This window comes from Flavobacterium cheongpyeongense (assembly GCF_003202435.1).
Classification (GTDB): Bacteria; Bacteroidota; Bacteroidia; order Flavobacteriales; family Flavobacteriaceae; genus Flavobacterium; species Flavobacterium cheongpyeongense.
Genome location: NZ_QJHK01000006.1, coordinates 35,597 through 53,937, shown reverse-complemented (window position 1 = coordinate 53,937; position 18,341 = coordinate 35,597). Strand labels below are relative to the sequence as shown.

At 35.3% G+C, this 18,341-nt stretch carries 16 protein-coding genes; 13 read left to right on the top strand and 3 right to left on the bottom strand.

All coding sequences use genetic code 11. The annotated features are described in order from the left end of the window. The first annotated feature begins 19 nt into the window (after positions 1 to 19). The gene (gene pruA / locus DMB65_RS08810; RefSeq protein WP_110306286.1) at positions 20 to 1,645 is read left to right on the top strand and encodes an L-glutamate gamma-semialdehyde dehydrogenase; all 1,626 of its coding nucleotides are present in this window, start codon (positions 20 to 22) and stop codon (positions 1,643 to 1,645) included. A gap of 100 nt (positions 1,646 to 1,745) precedes the next feature. On the opposite strand, the gene DMB65_RS08805 is transcribed toward pruA, so the two are convergent. Next, complete coding sequence (locus DMB65_RS08805) at positions 1,746 to 3,161, bottom strand: alkaline phosphatase (protein ID WP_110306285.1); 1,416 nt, start codon at positions 3,159 to 3,161, stop codon at positions 1,746 to 1,748. 141 nt (positions 3,162 to 3,302) lie between these two features. Continuing rightward, entirely contained in the window at positions 3,303 to 3,932 is a 630-nt protein-coding gene (gene rsmG / locus DMB65_RS08800) for a 16S rRNA (guanine(527)-N(7))-methyltransferase RsmG (protein ID WP_110306284.1), read from the bottom strand. 107 nt (positions 3,933 to 4,039) lie between these two features. Here rsmG and DMB65_RS08795 point away from each other — a divergent pair, with 107 nt between their 5' ends. The 11 genes from DMB65_RS08795 (at position 4,040) to DMB65_RS08745 (ending at position 16,834) form a co-directional block, all read left to right on the top strand. Continuing rightward, positions 4,040 to 5,134 carry a fatty acid desaturase family protein gene (locus DMB65_RS08795; protein WP_110306283.1) on the top strand — a complete coding sequence of 365 codons (1,095 nt, stop codon included), beginning with the start codon at positions 4,040 to 4,042 and terminating at the stop codon, positions 5,132 to 5,134. Between the two features lie 73 nt (positions 5,135 to 5,207). Further along, positions 5,208 to 6,398, top strand: coding sequence for a pyridoxal phosphate-dependent aminotransferase (locus DMB65_RS08790; protein WP_110306282.1), 1,191 nt, complete (start codon positions 5,208 to 5,210; stop codon positions 6,396 to 6,398). Positions 6,399 to 7,047: 649 nt separating this feature from the next. Beyond that, positions 7,048 to 7,503 carry a ferritin-like domain-containing protein gene (locus tag DMB65_RS08785; RefSeq protein WP_110306281.1) on the top strand — a complete coding sequence of 152 codons (456 nt, stop codon included), beginning with the start codon at positions 7,048 to 7,050 and terminating at the stop codon, positions 7,501 to 7,503. Positions 7,504 to 7,621: 118 nt separating this feature from the next. Beyond that, positions 7,622 to 8,197, top strand: a complete 576-nt coding sequence (locus DMB65_RS08780; protein WP_110306280.1) for a hypothetical protein — start codon at positions 7,622 to 7,624, stop codon at positions 8,195 to 8,197. 33 nt (positions 8,198 to 8,230) lie between these two features. Then, positions 8,231 to 8,689 carry a hypothetical protein gene (locus DMB65_RS08775; protein ID WP_110306279.1) on the top strand — a complete coding sequence of 153 codons (459 nt, stop codon included), beginning with the start codon at positions 8,231 to 8,233 and terminating at the stop codon, positions 8,687 to 8,689. Positions 8,690 to 8,829: 140 nt separating this feature from the next. After that, a complete protein-coding gene (locus DMB65_RS08770; RefSeq protein ID WP_110306278.1) occupies positions 8,830 to 10,704 on the top strand; it encodes a peptidase U32 family protein in 1,875 nt (624 codons plus the stop codon). Positions 10,705 to 10,857: 153 nt separating this feature from the next. Then, positions 10,858 to 11,517 carry a response regulator transcription factor gene (locus DMB65_RS08765; protein ID WP_110306277.1) on the top strand — a complete coding sequence of 220 codons (660 nt, stop codon included), beginning with the start codon at positions 10,858 to 10,860 and terminating at the stop codon, positions 11,515 to 11,517. A 100-nt stretch (positions 11,518 to 11,617) separates the two neighbouring features. Continuing rightward, positions 11,618 to 13,096, top strand: coding sequence for an MFS transporter (locus tag DMB65_RS08760; RefSeq protein WP_110306276.1), 1,479 nt, complete (start codon positions 11,618 to 11,620; stop codon positions 13,094 to 13,096). Between the two features lie 458 nt (positions 13,097 to 13,554). Further along, complete coding sequence (locus DMB65_RS08755) at positions 13,555 to 14,943, top strand: CmpA/NrtA family ABC transporter substrate-binding protein (RefSeq protein ID WP_110306275.1); 1,389 nt, start codon at positions 13,555 to 13,557, stop codon at positions 14,941 to 14,943. 189 nt (positions 14,944 to 15,132) lie between these two features. Continuing rightward, complete coding sequence (locus DMB65_RS08750; protein ID WP_110306274.1) at positions 15,133 to 15,498, top strand: hypothetical protein; 366 nt, start codon at positions 15,133 to 15,135, stop codon at positions 15,496 to 15,498. A 565-nt stretch (positions 15,499 to 16,063) separates the two neighbouring features. Continuing rightward, positions 16,064 to 16,834, top strand: a complete 771-nt coding sequence (locus DMB65_RS08745) for an alpha/beta hydrolase (protein ID WP_110306273.1) — start codon at positions 16,064 to 16,066, stop codon at positions 16,832 to 16,834. A 52-nt stretch (positions 16,835 to 16,886) separates the two neighbouring features. Here DMB65_RS08745 and DMB65_RS08740 read toward each other — a convergent pair whose 3' ends face one another. Then, entirely contained in the window at positions 16,887 to 17,261 is a 375-nt protein-coding gene (locus DMB65_RS08740; RefSeq protein WP_110306440.1) for a winged helix-turn-helix transcriptional regulator, read from the bottom strand. A 112-nt stretch (positions 17,262 to 17,373) separates the two neighbouring features. Here DMB65_RS08740 and DMB65_RS08735 point away from each other — a divergent pair, with 112 nt between their 5' ends. Further along, positions 17,374 to 17,889, top strand: coding sequence for an SRPBCC family protein (locus tag DMB65_RS08735; protein ID WP_110306272.1), 516 nt, complete (start codon positions 17,374 to 17,376; stop codon positions 17,887 to 17,889). Positions 17,890 to 18,341: the final 452 nt, after the last annotated feature.

Below are 18,341 nucleotides of genomic sequence, written 5' to 3'. Positions count from 1 at the left end.
TTTCAAAATATCATATCCCATGTTAAAAGGATTTTTTAATGTCCCTAAAGCGGTAAACGAGCCGGTAAAAGGGTACGCACCAAATTCACCGGAAAGAGAAGCAGTTCTGGCCGCTTATACCACAATGTGGAATTCTCAAATTGATGTTCCTTTATACATCGGAAGCGAGGAAATCAGAACCGGAAATACCAAAAATATAACAGCACCTCATAACCATCAACACGTTGTTGGAAAATATCATCTGGCTGAAAAACATCATATTGAAAAAGCAATTACTAATGCCCTTGAATCAAGAAAAGCATGGGCAAACATGGCATGGGAACAGCGTGCTGCAATTTTCCTGAAAGCTGCTGAATTAATTGCAGGTCCTTACAGAGCACGTATTAATGCTGCAACTATGATTGGACAATCAAAAAATATTCATCAGGCAGAGATTGATGCTTCTTGTGAGCTGATTGACTTTTTACGTTACAACGTAGAATTCATGACTCAAATTTACTCAGACCAGCCAAAATCGGATTCTACAACATGGAACCGTTTAGAATACAGGTCTCTTGAAGGTTTTGTTTACGCAATAACTCCTTTTAACTTTACGGCTATTGCTGCAAATCTTCCTGCCAGTGCTGCGATGATGGGTAACGTTGTGGTTTGGAAACCAAGTGACAGCCAGGTATTTTCAACCAAAATTATTTTGGATGTTTTCAAAGAAGCAGGAGTTCCTGACGGCGTTATCAATGTTGTTTTTGGTGATGCTTTAATGATTACCGACACGGTTTTGGCAAGCCGTGATTTTGCAGGTGTTCACTTTACAGGATCAACCCATGTATTTAAAGATATCTGGGCAAAAATCGGAGCTAATATCCATAACTATAAAACCTATCCAAGAATCGTTGGGGAAACAGGTGGTAAAGATTTTATCATTGCACATCCAAGTGCCAATGTAAAACAGGTAGTTACAGGAATTACCCGTGGTGCATTTGAGTTCCAGGGACAAAAATGTTCTGCAGCATCAAGAGTTTATATTCCGCAAAGTTTATGGCCAGCTGTAAAAGAGCAATTAATTACCGATGTAAAATCGATGAAAATGGGATCTCCGGAAGATTTCGGAAACTTTATTACAGCCGTTATTCACGAAGGTTCTTTTGATAAATTAGTAAGTTACATCGATCAGGCAAAAAAAGATGCTGAAGCCGAAATTATTGTTGGAGGAAATTACGATAAATCGGTTGGATACTTTATTGAACCAACGGTTATTGTAACTACAAATCCAAAATACACAACCATGGAAACCGAATTATTTGGTCCTGTTGTGACACTTTACATATATGAAGATGCCAAATGGGAAGAAACTTTAGAATTAGTAGATACTACTTCTGAATATGCTTTGACAGGAGCGATTTTTAGTCAGGATCGTTATGCTATTGAAGTAGCAACTACGAAATTGCAAAACGCAGCAGGTAACTTCTATATTAATGACAAGCCAACCGGAGCTGTGGTAGGAATGCAGCCTTTTGGCGGAGCAAGAGCTTCTGGAACTAACGATAAAGCAGGTTCTGCACTGAACTTATTACGTTGGGCTTCTCCAAGAACAATCAAAGAAACGTTTGTAACTCCTGAGGATTACAGATATCCTTTTTTAGGATAGTTGTCATAAGTTGAAAGTCTGAAAAGACTTTTTGAATACAAACAAAGCCGAATCTTTTAATTAGGATTCGGCTTGTTTATGTTGTTTAAAATGAAAATGATCAAAACTTATTTTGCACTTCTGCTGCCTGCAGCATTACATAATGCAAATCAGTATTTTTTACAAAAGGTTTTAAAAGTTCACTTCCGGGGCCAAACATTGCCAGCTCCACATAATCAGCAGAATGATCCATGCTAATCCAGCCAACTGAATTTATTTTTCCCTGCATTTCTGCAAAAGCTTTATACGGAAGTTTTTTGTAATTATACAAGCCGTCTTCTTTATGCAATCCATTGTAGTAGCCTAATACGGTTTTTGCCTCATCATCCGAAACAGAATGACCATTTGCTTTCTCAATAATTTCTTTTACCTGCGAAGCAGAAGAATCTGACTTTATCTGATTTAAAATCCATTCATTGGTCTGCGAATATTTCTGAATACTGTCAAAATTGTCATTAGCGCTTTTTCCGTAAATAATTCCCGGATTTGCATTTCCGTGATCGGTGGTAATAATTACTAAGGTTTCTTTGTCTTTTTCAGCAAAATCAATCGCCACTTTTACGGCTTCATCAAATTCAATCTGATCGTGAATCAAACCTGCGATATCGTTAGCATGTGCTGCCCAATCGACTTTCCCGCTTTCAATCTGCAGAACAAAACCATTTTTATGGTTTTTCATTCTGTCGATTGCCTTTTGAGACATTTCGGCAAGGCTCGGAATAGCTGCTTTTAATATATCATCGGAGTTTCTGTCTATATAATACGGAAGTCCATCATCTGCAAACACACCCAGAACCGGTTTATCGTTGGATGTTGCTTCCATCTCAGCTTTGGTCTTTACCACCTGATATCCTTTTGCAGTAAAAGCAGAAAACATATCTTTTTTATCTTTTCTTAATTCCGGACTAAAATAATTGGCACCTCCGCCCATCATAATATCAAAACCAAGCTCTAAATATTGTTCGGCAATATCCTCCTGGGCATTTCTGCTTTTGCTGTTGACACAAAAACCGGCCGGAGTTGCATGCGTAATAGGAACCGTTGTTACACAGCCCGCCATTTTTCCCGACTTTTTGAACTTTTGCCAAATGGGTAGATGGGGTTCTCCGGTCGGACTCACATTCAGCGAACCATTATTGACACGAAAACCACCCCCCCACGAAGAACTCGCAGCAGACGAATCGGTTACTATAGAACTGGCCGAAGCCGTATCCATCAAAGCTCTTGAAACCTTACTGTCTTTATATAATTGCATCCAGTTAGAGCCTTTTCCTGTTTTTCTGTTTAGGAACAAGTCGGTCATATTAAGCGTTCCGGTACTCATTCCGTCACTAACCAGTAAAATAATATTTTTGGCCTTCTTGTTTTTGTTTACAGACTCTAAATCTAAAATATTGGCTGAAGCCTGAAAAGGATTCATTACCGCCGCTCCTATCGTTAACAAGGAGCCGTTTCTAAAAAACTTTCTTCTATTCATTTTATTTTGTTATCCTTTTTTCAAAGATAAAAAATTGTGGTTTCTCCAAGATTAATTTAACGTTAGCACTGGACTTGGCACAAAAAAAGCCCCATTCTATTGCAAAACAGAGCTTAATTTTTAAATTAGTACGAAAAATATTTACACTTTAAATTTCAAAGGTAAATGCACTACTTTTTTGGTTTCGAAAAATTCATCTTCAAAAATAGTTGATAAATCATATAAAGTCGCTTTCGGGAAATCCTTGAGTTCTTCAGATAAATCACCTCCTTTCAGATATAAAATTCCGTTTTTTAACGTGTGTTTATGCTGCTTTTTGATTTTATCATGAACCCACGATACAAAATCCGGCATATTCGTCACCGCACGGCTTACGATAAAATCGAAATCGCCTTTTACCAGTTCTGCACGTTTTTGTTCGGCTTTTACATTTTTTAGTTCTAGGGCATCAACCACGCCCTGAACCACTTTTATTTTTTTTGCAATCACATCAATCAGATAAAATCGGGTTTCCGGAAAAAGGATTGCCAGCGGAATCCCCGGAAAGCCTCCTCCTGTACCCACATCCAAAACTGTTGTCCCAGGTTCGAATTTCATGATTTTTGCAATGCCAAGCGAGTGCAAAATATGCTTGGTGTATAAGGAATCAATATCTTTTCTTGAAATAACATTGATTTTTTCATTCCAGTCATGGTATAAAAAGTCTAATTTTTGAAACTGTTCGATTTGAATGTCAGTCAAATCAGGAAAATATTTCAATATCTCGTCCATTGTGCTAATTTTTTAACAAAAGTACTACTTTACGATTGAAATATTTAACTCAATTTTGCAAATTGAAAATTTATAATAATTACCTTTGACAACTATTTAAAATTGATATGAATAATACCGCACCGACATTTTCAAAGCAGGATAATCTGAAGTTCTTCAGAACGCTTAACTCACGGGTAAACAATTACTTCAAAGAGAATAATATCCAGAAAACCGGAAACTGGAAACTGCATCTAAAAGCGATTATTCTTTTTACCATTTTTCTTACACCCTATTTTTTAATCCTTGCACTTGACATGCCTTTTTGGGCGCAATTATTACTGAATATTTTAATGGGTGTCGGCATGGCAGGAATTGGAATGAATGTTATGCATGATGGGAACCATGGTTCTTACTCTTCAAAATCATGGATTAACAAAATTATGGGCGGCAGTATTTATGTTTTAGCCGGAAATGTCTATAACTGGCAGGTTCAGCACAATGTACTTCACCATACCTACACCAACATTCACGGTCATGATGAAGACCTGGATGCCGGAAGAATCATCCGTTTTACACAAAATGCCGAGTGGCACCGTTTTCATAAATTCCAGCATTATTATTCTTTTTTCCTCTATGGATTACTGACTTTTAATTGGGCCTTAACAACCGATTTCAAGCAGATGAAAAACTATCTGAAAAGAAAACTATCTTATGGAACACCACAAAGCCCAACCAAATTATGGACCGTTTTAGTCATCACAAAAATCATTTACGTCATGATCTGGATGGTTTTACCAATGGTATTGGGTGTAACATGGTGGAAAGTGGTTACGGGCTTTTTTGTAATGCATTATACAGCCGGATTAATTTTGAGTATCGTTTTTCAGTTGGCGCATGTTGTAGAAGAAACCACAAACCCTGTTCCGAATGAAAATGGTGAAATCGAAAATACCTGGGCCATTCATCAATTATACACTACGGCTAATTTTGCACCAAAAAACAAAATAGTAAACTGGTTTACAGGCGGACTGAACCATCAGATTGAACATCATATTTTTCCGAACATCAGTCATATCCATTACGGAAAAATTGCTGAAATCGTAAAACAGACAGCAAAAGAATGCAATTTGCCTTATCATGAATTCAGAACCATGAGAGGAGCTGTCTGGGCGCATTACAAACATTTAAAAGATCTCGGAACAAAGCCGGAATTTGCCTAATCAAAACTAAAATCTATTAATAATAACCTCTCTTAAAAAAACAGCATATTTAAGAGCAATTAAATTTTTTATAATGAACCATATTCTTTCAGACAGAATTAACAATTTAGCTACTTCGCAGACTTTAGCGATGGCTGCATTAGCCCGTGAGCTCAAAGCACAAGGAAAAGATATTATCAGTTTAAGTTTAGGCGAGCCTGATTTTAATACGCCTGATTTTATCAAAGAAGCAGCAAAAAAAGCAATCGATGATAACTACAGTACCTATTCTCCGGTAGATGGATATCAGGATTTAAAAGAAGCAATCTGCAGAAAATTCAAAAGAGACAATGGCCTAGAATACAAACCATCCCAAATCGTAGTTTCTACAGGAGCAAAACAATCCTTATACAACATTGCGCAAGTAATGCTTAACGATGGTGACGAAGTTATTTTACCAGCACCATACTGGGTTTCTTATTTCGAAATTGTAAAACTTTCAGGTGGAGTTCCTGTAGAGGTTCCAACTTCGGTAGATACTGATTTCAAAATTACTCCTGAGCAATTAGAAGCGGCAATCACACCAAAAACAAAAATGATGTGGTTCAGTTCTCCTTGTAATCCTTCAGGTTCTGTGTACAGCAGAGAAGAATTAACAGCTTTGGCAAAAGTGCTGGAAAAATACCCCAATATATATGTAGTAGCTGACGAAATTTATGAGCATATCAATTTCTCAGGAACATTCTGCAGTATCGGTTCTATCCCGGGAATGTTAGAAAAAACAATTACTGTAAACGGGGTTGCTAAGGCATTCGCCATGACAGGATACAGAATTGGTTACATCGGAGCTCCGGAATTCATCGCAAAAGCGTGTACAAAAATCCAGGGACAGGTAACTTCCGGTGCAAACTCTGTGGCTCAAAGAGCGACAATTACAGCTGTAGATGCTGATCCAAGTGTTCTAAACGAAATGGTTCAGGCTTTCCACGGACGAAGAGATTTAGTGGTTGGATTATTAAAAGAAATCCCAGGAGTAAAAATCAATGTTCCGGAAGGAGCATTTTACGTATTTCCAGATGTTTCTTCTTTCTTCGGAAAAACATTAAAAGGAACTGAAATTAAAGATGCAAACGATGTTTCAATGTATCTATTGGCAGAGGCTAATGTTGCAACTGTAACCGGTGATGCTTTCGGAAACCCAAATTGTATTCGTTTCTCTTACGCAACAAGCAACGCTATTTTAACAGAAGCTTTACGCAGAATCAAAGAAGCTTTGACTGCATAACATATAATCATTTTACTAAAACGGCTTAAGGTTTAAAGTTTCATCACTTTATACTTTGAGCTGTTTTTTTATGAACTTCTTTTTGGGGTTGCCTCCGGCCGGGCTATCCGTTATATTCCCGATTAACAAAAACTACGGCTAAAAAGCCTTGTTTTTCTAAATCGGGAGATACCGCTCCTATCCCTAACCCAAATCGTAAACGAGAACATTTTTATTTCAAAAGAAACCATAAAATCAGCTAAATCTGCCGAATCTGCGCGCCTATTTTCCAATCCGAAAAAATGAACCGAACCTATGGTTCTCTATCTAAATCTTATCAATTTGAGCGGATTAAAATCCGCCTCTACAATATTTTCCGAGCTTACAGCTCTTTCAAAAAAGAGTTCCATAGGAACAACAAATTTTGTAGCGACGGATTCTAATCCGTTGATAGTAAAAACACCACACGTTAAAGTTCCTTAGGAACGACCAATATAAATCTCGATTCACTTAATTATTTATGACATCTCACAGAAAAATCATCTCAGATTGAATTTATTCTTTCAAAATTCCCATTCCACAATTTTATAAATCACTCTTATAATTATATAATTCACAAGGGGTTACAAAATCCCATCTTTGCAATATAAATTAATTAAAAATTATTATCATGACACATACAGAAGAAACTACGAAAGAAGCGGTGAGTACATTTGAAGGATTAATTTCAATTTTGGAAGACGGAAAACTAGGATACACAAATGCGGCCGAGCATGTAGAAAATGCAGCAATCAAAACTGATTTTCTAGAATATGCCCGTGAGCGTGCACTATTTATTGTAGAACTGCAAGATGAAATCAACAAACTCGGAAAATCAACTGACACATCCGGCGGAGGGTCATTAGGAGCTTTACACCGTACCTGGATTGACATCAAATCATCATTTACAGGTGGTGATACAGAAGCCATCATTAATGCGTGTATCACCGGAGAAGCAGCTGCAGTTGAAAAATATAAAATGGCTTTAGAAAAAAACGAACTTGACGGAAGTCAAATTGCTATTGTTTCAAAACAATTAAACCGTATTCAAAATACACTGGTACAAATTAAAATGAAAACCAATTAATCGATCGATTCATGCTTTTTTGAGAACTACTTGGTCTTCGGATTGGGTAGTTTTTTTATTGCCCAATTTAAAAAAATCTTACTTTCGCACATTGAAATTCTAAACCAGAACACCTTTTATGAAATCAACTTTACGCAGTTTTATAATTCTCGTTTTCATTGCATTTTTTTCTAATCAGATAAAAGCCCAAACAAAGGGTAAATTTATCAAAGCAGTAATAGGCTTTGGATCAAGCACATCAAATTATGAGGAAGAAAATCCTGAAATTATAGATGGTTCTGGATTTTACACACATGCAGAATATGTTTTAGGTATAACTAGATGGTTTAGTGTAAGACCATATGCAGGAGGTATCTTTACTTCAACAGATGAAGATAAAATTAAAAACCCTGAAGGCTATAAAGTCGAAACTAATGCTTTTCTTCTCGGAACAAAAGTACGTCTTTGCGCTCCAATCCCGTGGGTTGCTCCTTTCATAGAGACAGGAATTGGTGCTTCAATAGGGTCTTTCGAAACTTTTACAAATTATGTTATGGAGAAAAAAAATGGAGTCGTAGCACATATTCCAATTGGCTTTGGACTTGCTGTTGGTCCAAAAAACAATATAGAACTTGGAGTTTCTTTCTACGGAAATCTAAGTACTGAACAATCTTTTGGGGGATTTACTGCTGGATATACTTTTGCTTTAGATTAATTTATAAATCAAAAACAAACTGTTTGATATAAAATGAATAACAAAAACAGATTATTAACTTTAGCACTCTCATTAACAATAATCATCTTCATCCTTTTTACAAAATGGTGGATCGCTGATGTCGTTGATGGAACTGATGGTATAATGTACGGTTTTCCATTAATTTATAAATCTCCTGCATTTTATACTTCTATGGCTAATCAATATTTTTTAATGGCTCTTGTTATTGACTTTTTTGTTTATTTTATGGCGGTATTTGCATTTTTATTTTTGATAAATAAATTCTTTTTTGAAATAAGATTAAACAAGAAACAACTTTTAACTATTTATGCAATTGCAACGGTGTTATTTGGAATTGAAATATTATTTGCAACGGTTTTTGAATCCCGTTTTTTAATAAAACGAGACTTTGATATAGAAGTAAAGCAAACCGGATTTAAATTTTATCTCTCTGAAGAAGAAAGAAAAATATACAACAAGTCACATCAATAAACAAAAAATCTTAACCATTATCATTCGATATTAAGTTTACAATTCCAAAAAAATCGCTTCAGTATTAGCAATCTCAAATAATTTATAAGACCTTTGCACACTTTTTTTCGTGAATACCACAAAAGCCTAAAGTTTTAAAAATGAAGAAGAAGATTGAAATATTAGCTCCGGCAAGAGATCTAATCGGTGGAATGGCTGCTATAAACAGCGGAGCAGATGCCGTATATATTGGTGCACCACAATTTGGAGCACGTTCTAATGCCAACAACTCTATTGAAGATGTTGCCGCTTTAGTAAAATATGCACACTTATTTAACGCTCAGGTTTTTGTGGTAATAAATACGATTTTGTACGACAACGAATTAGAAACGTGTCGCTCCATGATTTGGGAATTATACGATATTGGTGTTGATGCCCTGATTATTCAGGATATGGCGATTATGGAAATGGAGCTTCCTCCTATCGTACTTCACGCCAGCACACAAGCCAATAATCGTGATAAAGACAAAATAAAATTCCTTAAAGATGCCGGAATCAAACGTGTCGTTTTAGCACGTGAATTGAACTTACATCAAATTAAAGAAATCTACGACTATGCAGATGTTGAACTGGAATTTTTCGTAACCGGAGCACTTTGCGTTTCATTTAGTGGAAACTGCTACATGAGCGTAGCCAACGGAGAACGCAGTGCCAACCGTGGTTCCTGTGCTCAAAACTGCCGTTTACCTTATAATTTAATTGACGGAAACGGTGATACTTTAATCAAAAACAGTCACTTACTATCCATTAAAGATTTAGATGTATCAGATCAGATTCCGAATCTGATTGAAGCCGGAATTGTTTCTTTTAAAATTGAAGGAAGGTTAAAAGATGTTGCTTACGTTAAAAACAACGTTTCGTATTTACGTCAAAAACTGGATAGCTTTTTAGAAAATGAAGGAAGCGATAAATACACCAAAGCTTCTTCCGGAAAATGTACCTATACTTTCGATTCTACTTTAAACAGAACCTTCAATCGTGGTTATACGGACTATTTCGTAAACGAAAGACACAGTTCCATTGGTTCCTGGGAAAGCCCAAAATCTAAAGGGCAGTATATTGGTAAATTAATCCGAACGATTGGAAACGCATACGAAATCGAAAACGGCGAATTGCTAAACAACGGAGACGGACTTTGTTTCATCAACGAAAACAACGAAGCTGACGGAATTTATGTTAACAAAGCCGAAAACGGAAAAATATATCCAAACGTTTTAAAAGAAATCAAAGACGGAACTTTTATTTACCGTAATAATGATATTGCTTTCATCAAAATTGTTGAAAGAGAAGATAGTGCGATCCGTAAAATAGGAACTACTTTATTACTTACCGAAAACGAAAACGGTTTTGAATTAATCGCAACAGACGAAGACGAAAACGTAAGTACTGTACGATTAGAACACGCAAAAGAACAAACTAAATCTGGCGAATCAATCGAGGAAAACATTAAAACTCAATTAGCAAAAACAGGTTTTACGCCTTACAGCGCCGATGAAATTGATGTGGTATTTTCGCAAAACTGGTTCCTTCCTATTTCAAAAATCAACGAAATGAGAAGAAATGTCTTCGAACAATTGACAGAAATTCGTTTGGCAAATTACAAACGAGAAGAACACCAATTGGTAAAAACGTCCCATCCTTATCCGGAAACAAAATTAGATTTCATGTACAATGTTTCTAACAAAACCGCCCGTAAATTCTACGAACGTCACGGCGTTACGGAAATCGAAAAAGCATTCGAATTACAATGGGATCCGGGAAAATCCCGTGTAATGACAACCAAATACTGCATTAAGTACGAACTAAAAAAATGCCCTATACACCAAAAAGACATTGTAGGTGTCAAAGTAAAAGAGCCATTGGTCTTAAAACAGGGAGAGCTGGAATACAAACTAAAATTCAACTGCAAACCCTGTGAAATGGAAATCTGGGAAAAAGATGCTGAATTTGAGATTGAAGAGGATCATTTTCATTAACATACAAACCGATGCTATAAAGTATCGGTTTTTTTATGCACCTCCTTTTTTACATTTTTCAATTATCTAGTTTCTTAATTTAAAAATTACGTATCTTAGCGATTCATTTTAGATGAATATACGTAAAAGTTCAGGATCAAAATTAAGTAAAATATGAGTGATATTATTCGGGTTGTACTAGCAGACGACCATGTTTTTGTAAGAGATGGGATCAAATCTTTACTTGAAAATGAAGCAAACATAGAAGTTGTTGGTGAAGCAGTTGACGGAGCCGATGCACTTGAAGTTGTTAACGCTAACAAACCCGATTTACTTATAGTAGATATTCGCATGCCAAACTTAACGGGTATCGAAGTAGTAGAAAAACTTAGAAACGATCATAATGCTGTAAAAATTATTATGCTTTCGATGCATGAATCAGAAGAGTATGTGTTAAAATCAATAAAAGCTGGTGCCGACGGTTATTTGTTGAAAGGCTCAAGTAAAGATGAATTTTTGAAAGCACTGCATACCGTAGCTAATGGGGGGAAATATTTTAGTGGTGATATCTCTTCTATCCTGATAGGCCAGCTAACAAATTCGTCACTTTCTGCAGAACCAAAACAAAATTTGGGTGAAGAAATGATGATAACAAAAAGAGAGAAAGAAATTTTGACGCTTTTATTATCCGGAAAAGGAAATAAAGAAATTGCCGAAGCATTAGATATAAGCAAGCGTACTGCTGAAGTACACCGTTTTAATTTAATGAAAAAATTGAAAGTCAAAAACTTAATGGAATTATCTAACAAAGCGGCCGAGTATTCTTTATTATAAAAAACATACGTACAAATACTTAAATATTTCCATAAAAACTGCGTTTTCGCAGTTTTTAAATACGTTTTAGTACTTATTTTTACATAAAAAACTAAGTACGATGACAAATACAAATTCATTATTACAATCACACAAGATTTTATTCTTAAATACATTGGCATTCACAGTATGTTTTGCATGCTGGACCTTAAATGGAGTTTTAGTAACCTTTTTAGTCGATAATGGCATCTTTAACTGGAGTGTTGTCCAGGTTGGCTGGTTACTTGGTATTCCGATTCTCACCGGTTCTGTAATGCGTTTGCCAATTGGAATCCTTACGGATAAATTTGGTGGTAAATATGTATTTTCATCGTTACTGTTGCTTTGCTCAATTCCATTATTTTTATTGCCTTTTGCAGATAGCTTTTTGATGTTTGCCGTGTTAAGCTTTTTATTTGGAATGGTAGGAACCAGTTTCGCTGTAGGGATTGGCTATACTTCTATATGGTATCCAAAAGAATGGCAGGGACGTGCTTTAGGAATTTTCGGAATGGGAAATGCCGGAGCTGCAATTACTACATTTTTAGCTCCTTCCTTATTAAATCATTTTTCTATTGAAGATCCTCAGAACGGATGGAAAATCCTTCCGGTTATTTATGCTGTTGCATTAGTAGTAATCGGGCTTGCTTTTTTATTATTTGCAAAAAACAAAAAAATAGAAAACAGCACTAAAAGTGTTTCACAAATGTTAGGTTCTTTAAAATCAGCCCGTGTCTGGCGTTTTGGAGCGTATTACTTTTTGGTTTTTGGATGTTTTGTAGCTTACTCACAATGGCTGTTGCCTAATTTCATGAACGTTTATCAAACGAGCTTGGTAATGGGCGGTTTATTTGCTACTATGTTTAGTTTACCATCTGGTGTCATCAGGGCTTTTGGAGGTTACTTATCAGATAAATATGGTGCCAGAAAAGTAATGTATTGGGTATTGAGTTCATCTGTTGTACTGAGTGCTCTATTGATGGTTCCAAAAATGGAAATTACAACTACAGGACCTGGAGTTTTGGCAACCAAAAAAGGAACTATTACTTCAGTTTCAGATCAAAATATTAAAATTGGAGAAACAGATTTTGCTGTAGCTCAAAAAAAGGAAATCACAGCTGAAAATACTATTTTTCCATCCAGAACTTCATGGCAGCAAGTAGTTGTAGAACAAAATCAAACTGTAAAGAAAAAAGAATTACTCGCAAAAGGAATTACCGTAATTAAATTTGATGCCAATATATGGGTATATTTAGTACTGGTGATTCTTATTGGAATTTCATGGGGAATCGGCAAAGCTGCAGTTTATAAACACATCCCTGAATATTTCCCGACAGAAGTTGGAGTAGTTGGCGGAATGGTAGGCATGATTGGAGGCTTAGGTGGCTTCTTTGGACCTATTATCTTTGGATATTTATTAACGGGGACAGGAATATGGTCAAGTTCATGGATTTTTATTCTGCTTCTTTCTGTTATTTGCTTAGTATGGATGCATCACACTATTACCAGGATCATGAACGAAAAACAGCCTGTTTTATCAAAAGTAATTGATAGACAATAAGCTTTTATATTTTTTTTTAAAATTCTTAGTTATTTGAATTAGGCTAAAGCCAAAGTGTTCTATTTTTTCTCCTTTTTATAACCACCAAAAAGGAATTTTAAAAAAAGAGTTTTTGATCCATTTCAGAAACTCTTTTTTAATAAAAATAACCCGTTGGGTCTAATTTTAAAAACGTCAGTTCGGTTGGTTTTTTGTGCAGGGAAACGAAACCAAAAATGTATCGAGAAACGTTTTCAATAATAATTTTTCCTTTATACATTTTCTATTGAAAATTACCCAAACTGACGAAAAATTATCATCAAAAACTAATTATTACACCCCATGCGTAAAAATGATTCGCTAAGCGCAGATATCACTTTTTTACACCAATACAATTATTTCTTTAAAGGAGTAACTGTGATCCCTGTTCTTTAGATCGAAATGCCCAAATAATTTTTTTAAACCTAAAATCAACCGGTATGAAACCAACATTATTTAGATTGTCAATGCTTATTATTGTGACCTTTATTATTTTTAGTTTTAAAGGAAAAAATCCAACAACAACCTCTTCAAAATCAAGAATAACAGATCCTCCAACAACAAAAAAATTAGTTCTGGAGAAACCAAATGTAACGATAGGTTTCATTAAACTGACCGATATGGCTCCTTTGGCAATTGCAAAGCATCTTGGTTTTTTTGATGCTGAAGGCTTAAATGTAAAACTGGAAGTACAGGCTAACTGGAGAGATATTTTAGACAAAGTTCTGGATCAGCAAATAGATGGTGCACAAATGCTTGCAGGGCAACCCATAGCTGCTGCAGCAGGCTGTGGACGACAAGGCGCACTTGTTACAACATTTTCTATGGATTTAAACGGAAACGCTATCACGGTATCTAAAGATGTCTGGTCAAAAATTGCAGACAGTATTCCGCAGGAGTATGGCAGACCTGTACATCCAATACCAGCAAGCGCACTAATGCCGGCTTTGCATATATATAAAAAACAAAATAAACCTTTTGTTATTGGAGTGGTATCGGCTTATTCTAATCATAATTATCAATTGCGCTATTGGCTTGCTGCTGCCGGAATTAATCCGGGGTTTTACAACAACAACAACATTCAGGGAAGTAAAGGAACAACAGGCGGAGATGTATTGCTGAATATAACAGCACCACCACAAATGCCCGAAACACTTCAGGCGGGCACAATAAACGCGTACTGTGTGGGAGAACCATGGAATCAGCAGGCTGTTGATCAGGGAATTGGGGTTCCGGTTGTAACAAGCAGGGAAATTTGGAAAAACCACCCCGAAAAAGTGTTTGTGATGACAAAGGAATTTGTCGAAAAATATCCAAATACAGCTATTGCTATTACAAAAGCGCTGATTAAAGCAGGAAAATGGCTGGATGACCCTGTAAACAGAAAAGAAGCAACCCGCATCTTATCAAAATCAGCTTACGTTGATGGCGATAAAAGAGTCATCGATAACTCCATGCTGGGAACATTTGAATTTGAAAAAGGAGACATACGATCTGTGCCTGATTTTAATGTGTTTTTCAGATATAACGCAACCTATCCTTATTATTCTGACGGAATTTGGTTTCTAACTCAAATGAAACGATGGGGGCAGATTTCAGAGCCAAAATCAAATGACTGGTATCATGCTAAAATCAAAGAAATTTACAAACCGGAAATCTGGATGAGTGCTGCCAGATTATTATTAGAAGAAGGTTTTTTAACCAAAGACGAAATTCCGACAACAGATGGCTACAAACCTGCCTCTACAGAGTTCATAGATAACATGGTATATGATGGAAAAAAGCCTTTGGAATACATTAAAGGCTTTAAAATTGGTATCAAGGATTAGTCTTACCCTGTAATTTTAATGAATCCAGTAATTTTTACCTAAAAAAAATAGCTTTTCCTTAAAATTAACTTCTATATTTTGCCCTTTTCTTATTTCGGAAAAGGGCGTTTTTTTTTGACCTACTAAAAACTTATTATATACTTTAATTAATTATATTTGAATCGATTATGAACCCCAAATTCTATCATTATGAAACCTTTTTTAAAATTATCTATGTTAACCTTTTTTGTGACTCAAACAGGCATTTCTGAAAAACTTAATGATGCTTTAATTTCAAAAAACTCAGAAATAAATTTTGCAAAAACACAAAAAAGAGGAATTAAAAAAAACAACATTATTTATTATGTTGAAAACGACCTTCAAACAATATCTGCCTACAAAAGGAGCAAATTAAAATGGCAAACAAATGTAATTTCTGTTTGCGGAAAACCAAAAGTGGGAGAACCTCAAATAAGATATGTAGGATATAATACCGATAAGCTACTTATCGTTATCGGAAAACACAATTTTGCAGAAATTGACATAAATAGCGGCATAACAAAATTTATTGGTTAAGATTTAATACAAAGCGACATTTAATTTAAATCGCTTATCGTATTTTATCTTATTAAAATAATCGCTTGAAATGAAATATGACAGCTAAGGAAAAGGTAAAGTGTATTTTATCTTACAATTCCTGCATTGTTATGATTTATGTTTATGTAAATCCTGAAAGACTCAAATTTACTGACAACACCTATGCTACGCTCTGGTATAAATCCGCATAAAGAACATGGTATGTTCTCTTATGGGATTTTCTGATTATGATATCATTTAATTGAAACCAACAGAAGAGAAAGAGTGTTTATCACATAGCTGAAAAGATGCTATTATTCGGTTCGTTGCAAAAAAAATTATTTCATATGAAACTTTTAAGATATACAGAATGCTTTTTCACGTATGCATACGTAAAAATAATTAACACTAAAAAAGTGAGTTAAAACATAAATTGTAACTTGTAATTTCGTAAGCAAATATACTATCTACCACCAAACATCCCGGAAATTTTGAAAAGGATGTTTCTCATTTTCCTTTAACCCTATTTTGAATTAAAGAATATCTAATTTAAGGAAATTATATAATGACAAAATCAAAAACAATTGTATTGGTACATGGTATGTTCGTGAATAATAACAGTTGGTCTGAATGGGAATCTTATCTCCAACAAAAGGGTTTTACTGTTTATGCACCACCAAACCCCGGACATGAAGGAGATCCTTACAGACTGCGAAAAAACCTTCATTATGAACTTGTTAACACCGGTTTTGTTGATGTCGTAACAAAAATTGCAAGATTTATTGACAGACTGCCTGAAAAACCACTCGTAATCGGACATTCGATGGCTGGGCTTGCAGTACAAAAACTTCTGGATCTAGATAAAGTCTATGCCGCAGTCAGCATCAGTGGAGCACCTCCAAAAAATGTTTTGCCACCACTTTCTACTGTAAAAACTATCTGGCCTGCTGTGAATTTTTTTACTTTAAAAAAGTATTATTTAGGAAGCAGAGATTGGTATAATAAGGCATTTTTTAATACACTCCCAAGAACAGAACAAGATAAAGCATATAATTTAGTTGCCGTTACTGAAAGCAGAAAAACAATAAGAGAAACCCTGCTAAAATCTTTCTCAAATGTTAATTTCAAAAAACCACATCAACCGATTCTATTTATTGGAGGAGGAAAAGATGCGATATTCCCACCTGAATTAACTAAAAAGATTGCCCATAAATATCAAGATCCCAACAGCAAAACCGATGTAAAGATTTTTGATGATAAAAGCCATTTTATCTGTGGCGAAAAAGGCTGGCAAGATGTCGCTGATTATATTTTGGATTGGTACGAAAATCTTTAAAAACTAAAAAAGCAGAGAAGCGCTCTTTAGTGTCTCTGCTTTTTTTAAATCGTTAATTTTCTGCTACAAATTCCCCCTTTTCTGTCACGACCTGATTTCCCCATTGCGTGATTGATTCCAAAGCAGGAATAAAAGTTTTACCAAATACAGTTAACTCATAAATTACTTTAACTGGTGGCTTATCACCATAAACTTTTCGTGTAATTAATTCGTCTTTTTCAAGTTGTCTTAATTGTAAACTCAATGTCATTTCAGTAATAGCAGGTATCTCTTTCCGAAGTTCACTGAATCTTTTTTGTCCTTCCTTAAGATGATAAAGAATCACGGCTTTCCATTTCCCACCTATTAAATTCATTGCCAGACTAACGGTACAAGGGTACGTTTTTCCATGAAGTTTCACATGATTTCCTAAACATTCTTTTCTCATAATCTTGGTTTTAAGCCTATCCATTTAGATAGTTATTGCAAAATTAATTAACTATCAATAATATTGCAACTATAATTTTTATAGTAATAATTAATTTAAAAAATATTATAACATGCAAAATTCAATTAATTGGCCTGAAGAATATTTACCAGGAACAACAGATAATTATTGTTCAAATGAAGTCATTATTGCAGGTTTAACGGCAGATGAGATCTGGCCTTATCTAACCAACCCTTTTTGTTGGCCGTATTATTACAGTAACTCGTCTGATATAGAATTTATCAACAAAAAGGACACTGAGTTTTATCTGGGGGCTCGTTTTCGGTTCAAAACATTTGGTCTTCCTGTTGAAGCGCAAATAACTGAATATATACCGGCAACATCAGGACAGCCGGCACGATTAGCATGGCACGGCTGGGTAGAAGGAGATGCTGATAAACGGCTAGATGTTATACATGCCTGGCTTATTGAAATAGTAGAAGGTGGACGTGTCCGGATTTTAACTCAGGAGTCACAAATAGGAAGACCTGCCCTTGAGCTAGCAAAAACTAAACCAAATCCTATGATAAATGGTCATCAGGACTGGCTGGACGGATTAGTTATGGCTGCGAAAGCTGGAAAGAGATAATCTATTATACGTTGTTTTTAAGTTGTAAAAATCCTTTAAAAATTAGAGACACACTACTCTGTGCGTCTCTAACGATATGTCTTGATAAAACAATTAATTTTTATAGACCATTCCCATATCCTCAATAGAGAATTTATATATCAGCAAATGCAATACATGATCCCTTCATTCGATATACCCAGGAGTTTTTACGATTTCAATTTTATTTCTTGGTCTTGGCAGCTTTTCTTCTACAATTTCACGAATAGTAGATGCGGGAAGATTTCTTTTATGACAATGACGATTAAATAACACCAGCGGCAACCATTTCCTATTTGAAAGAATTTTTGAATCTTTCTAAAAAAGCACGCAAAAAATACTGGTCACCAATTATTGTTCAACTCTTTCAAAAATGAGTGATTCTTATTTGCAGAACAATCAATCAGGAAAATAATACCGTTAATTTTAAATCA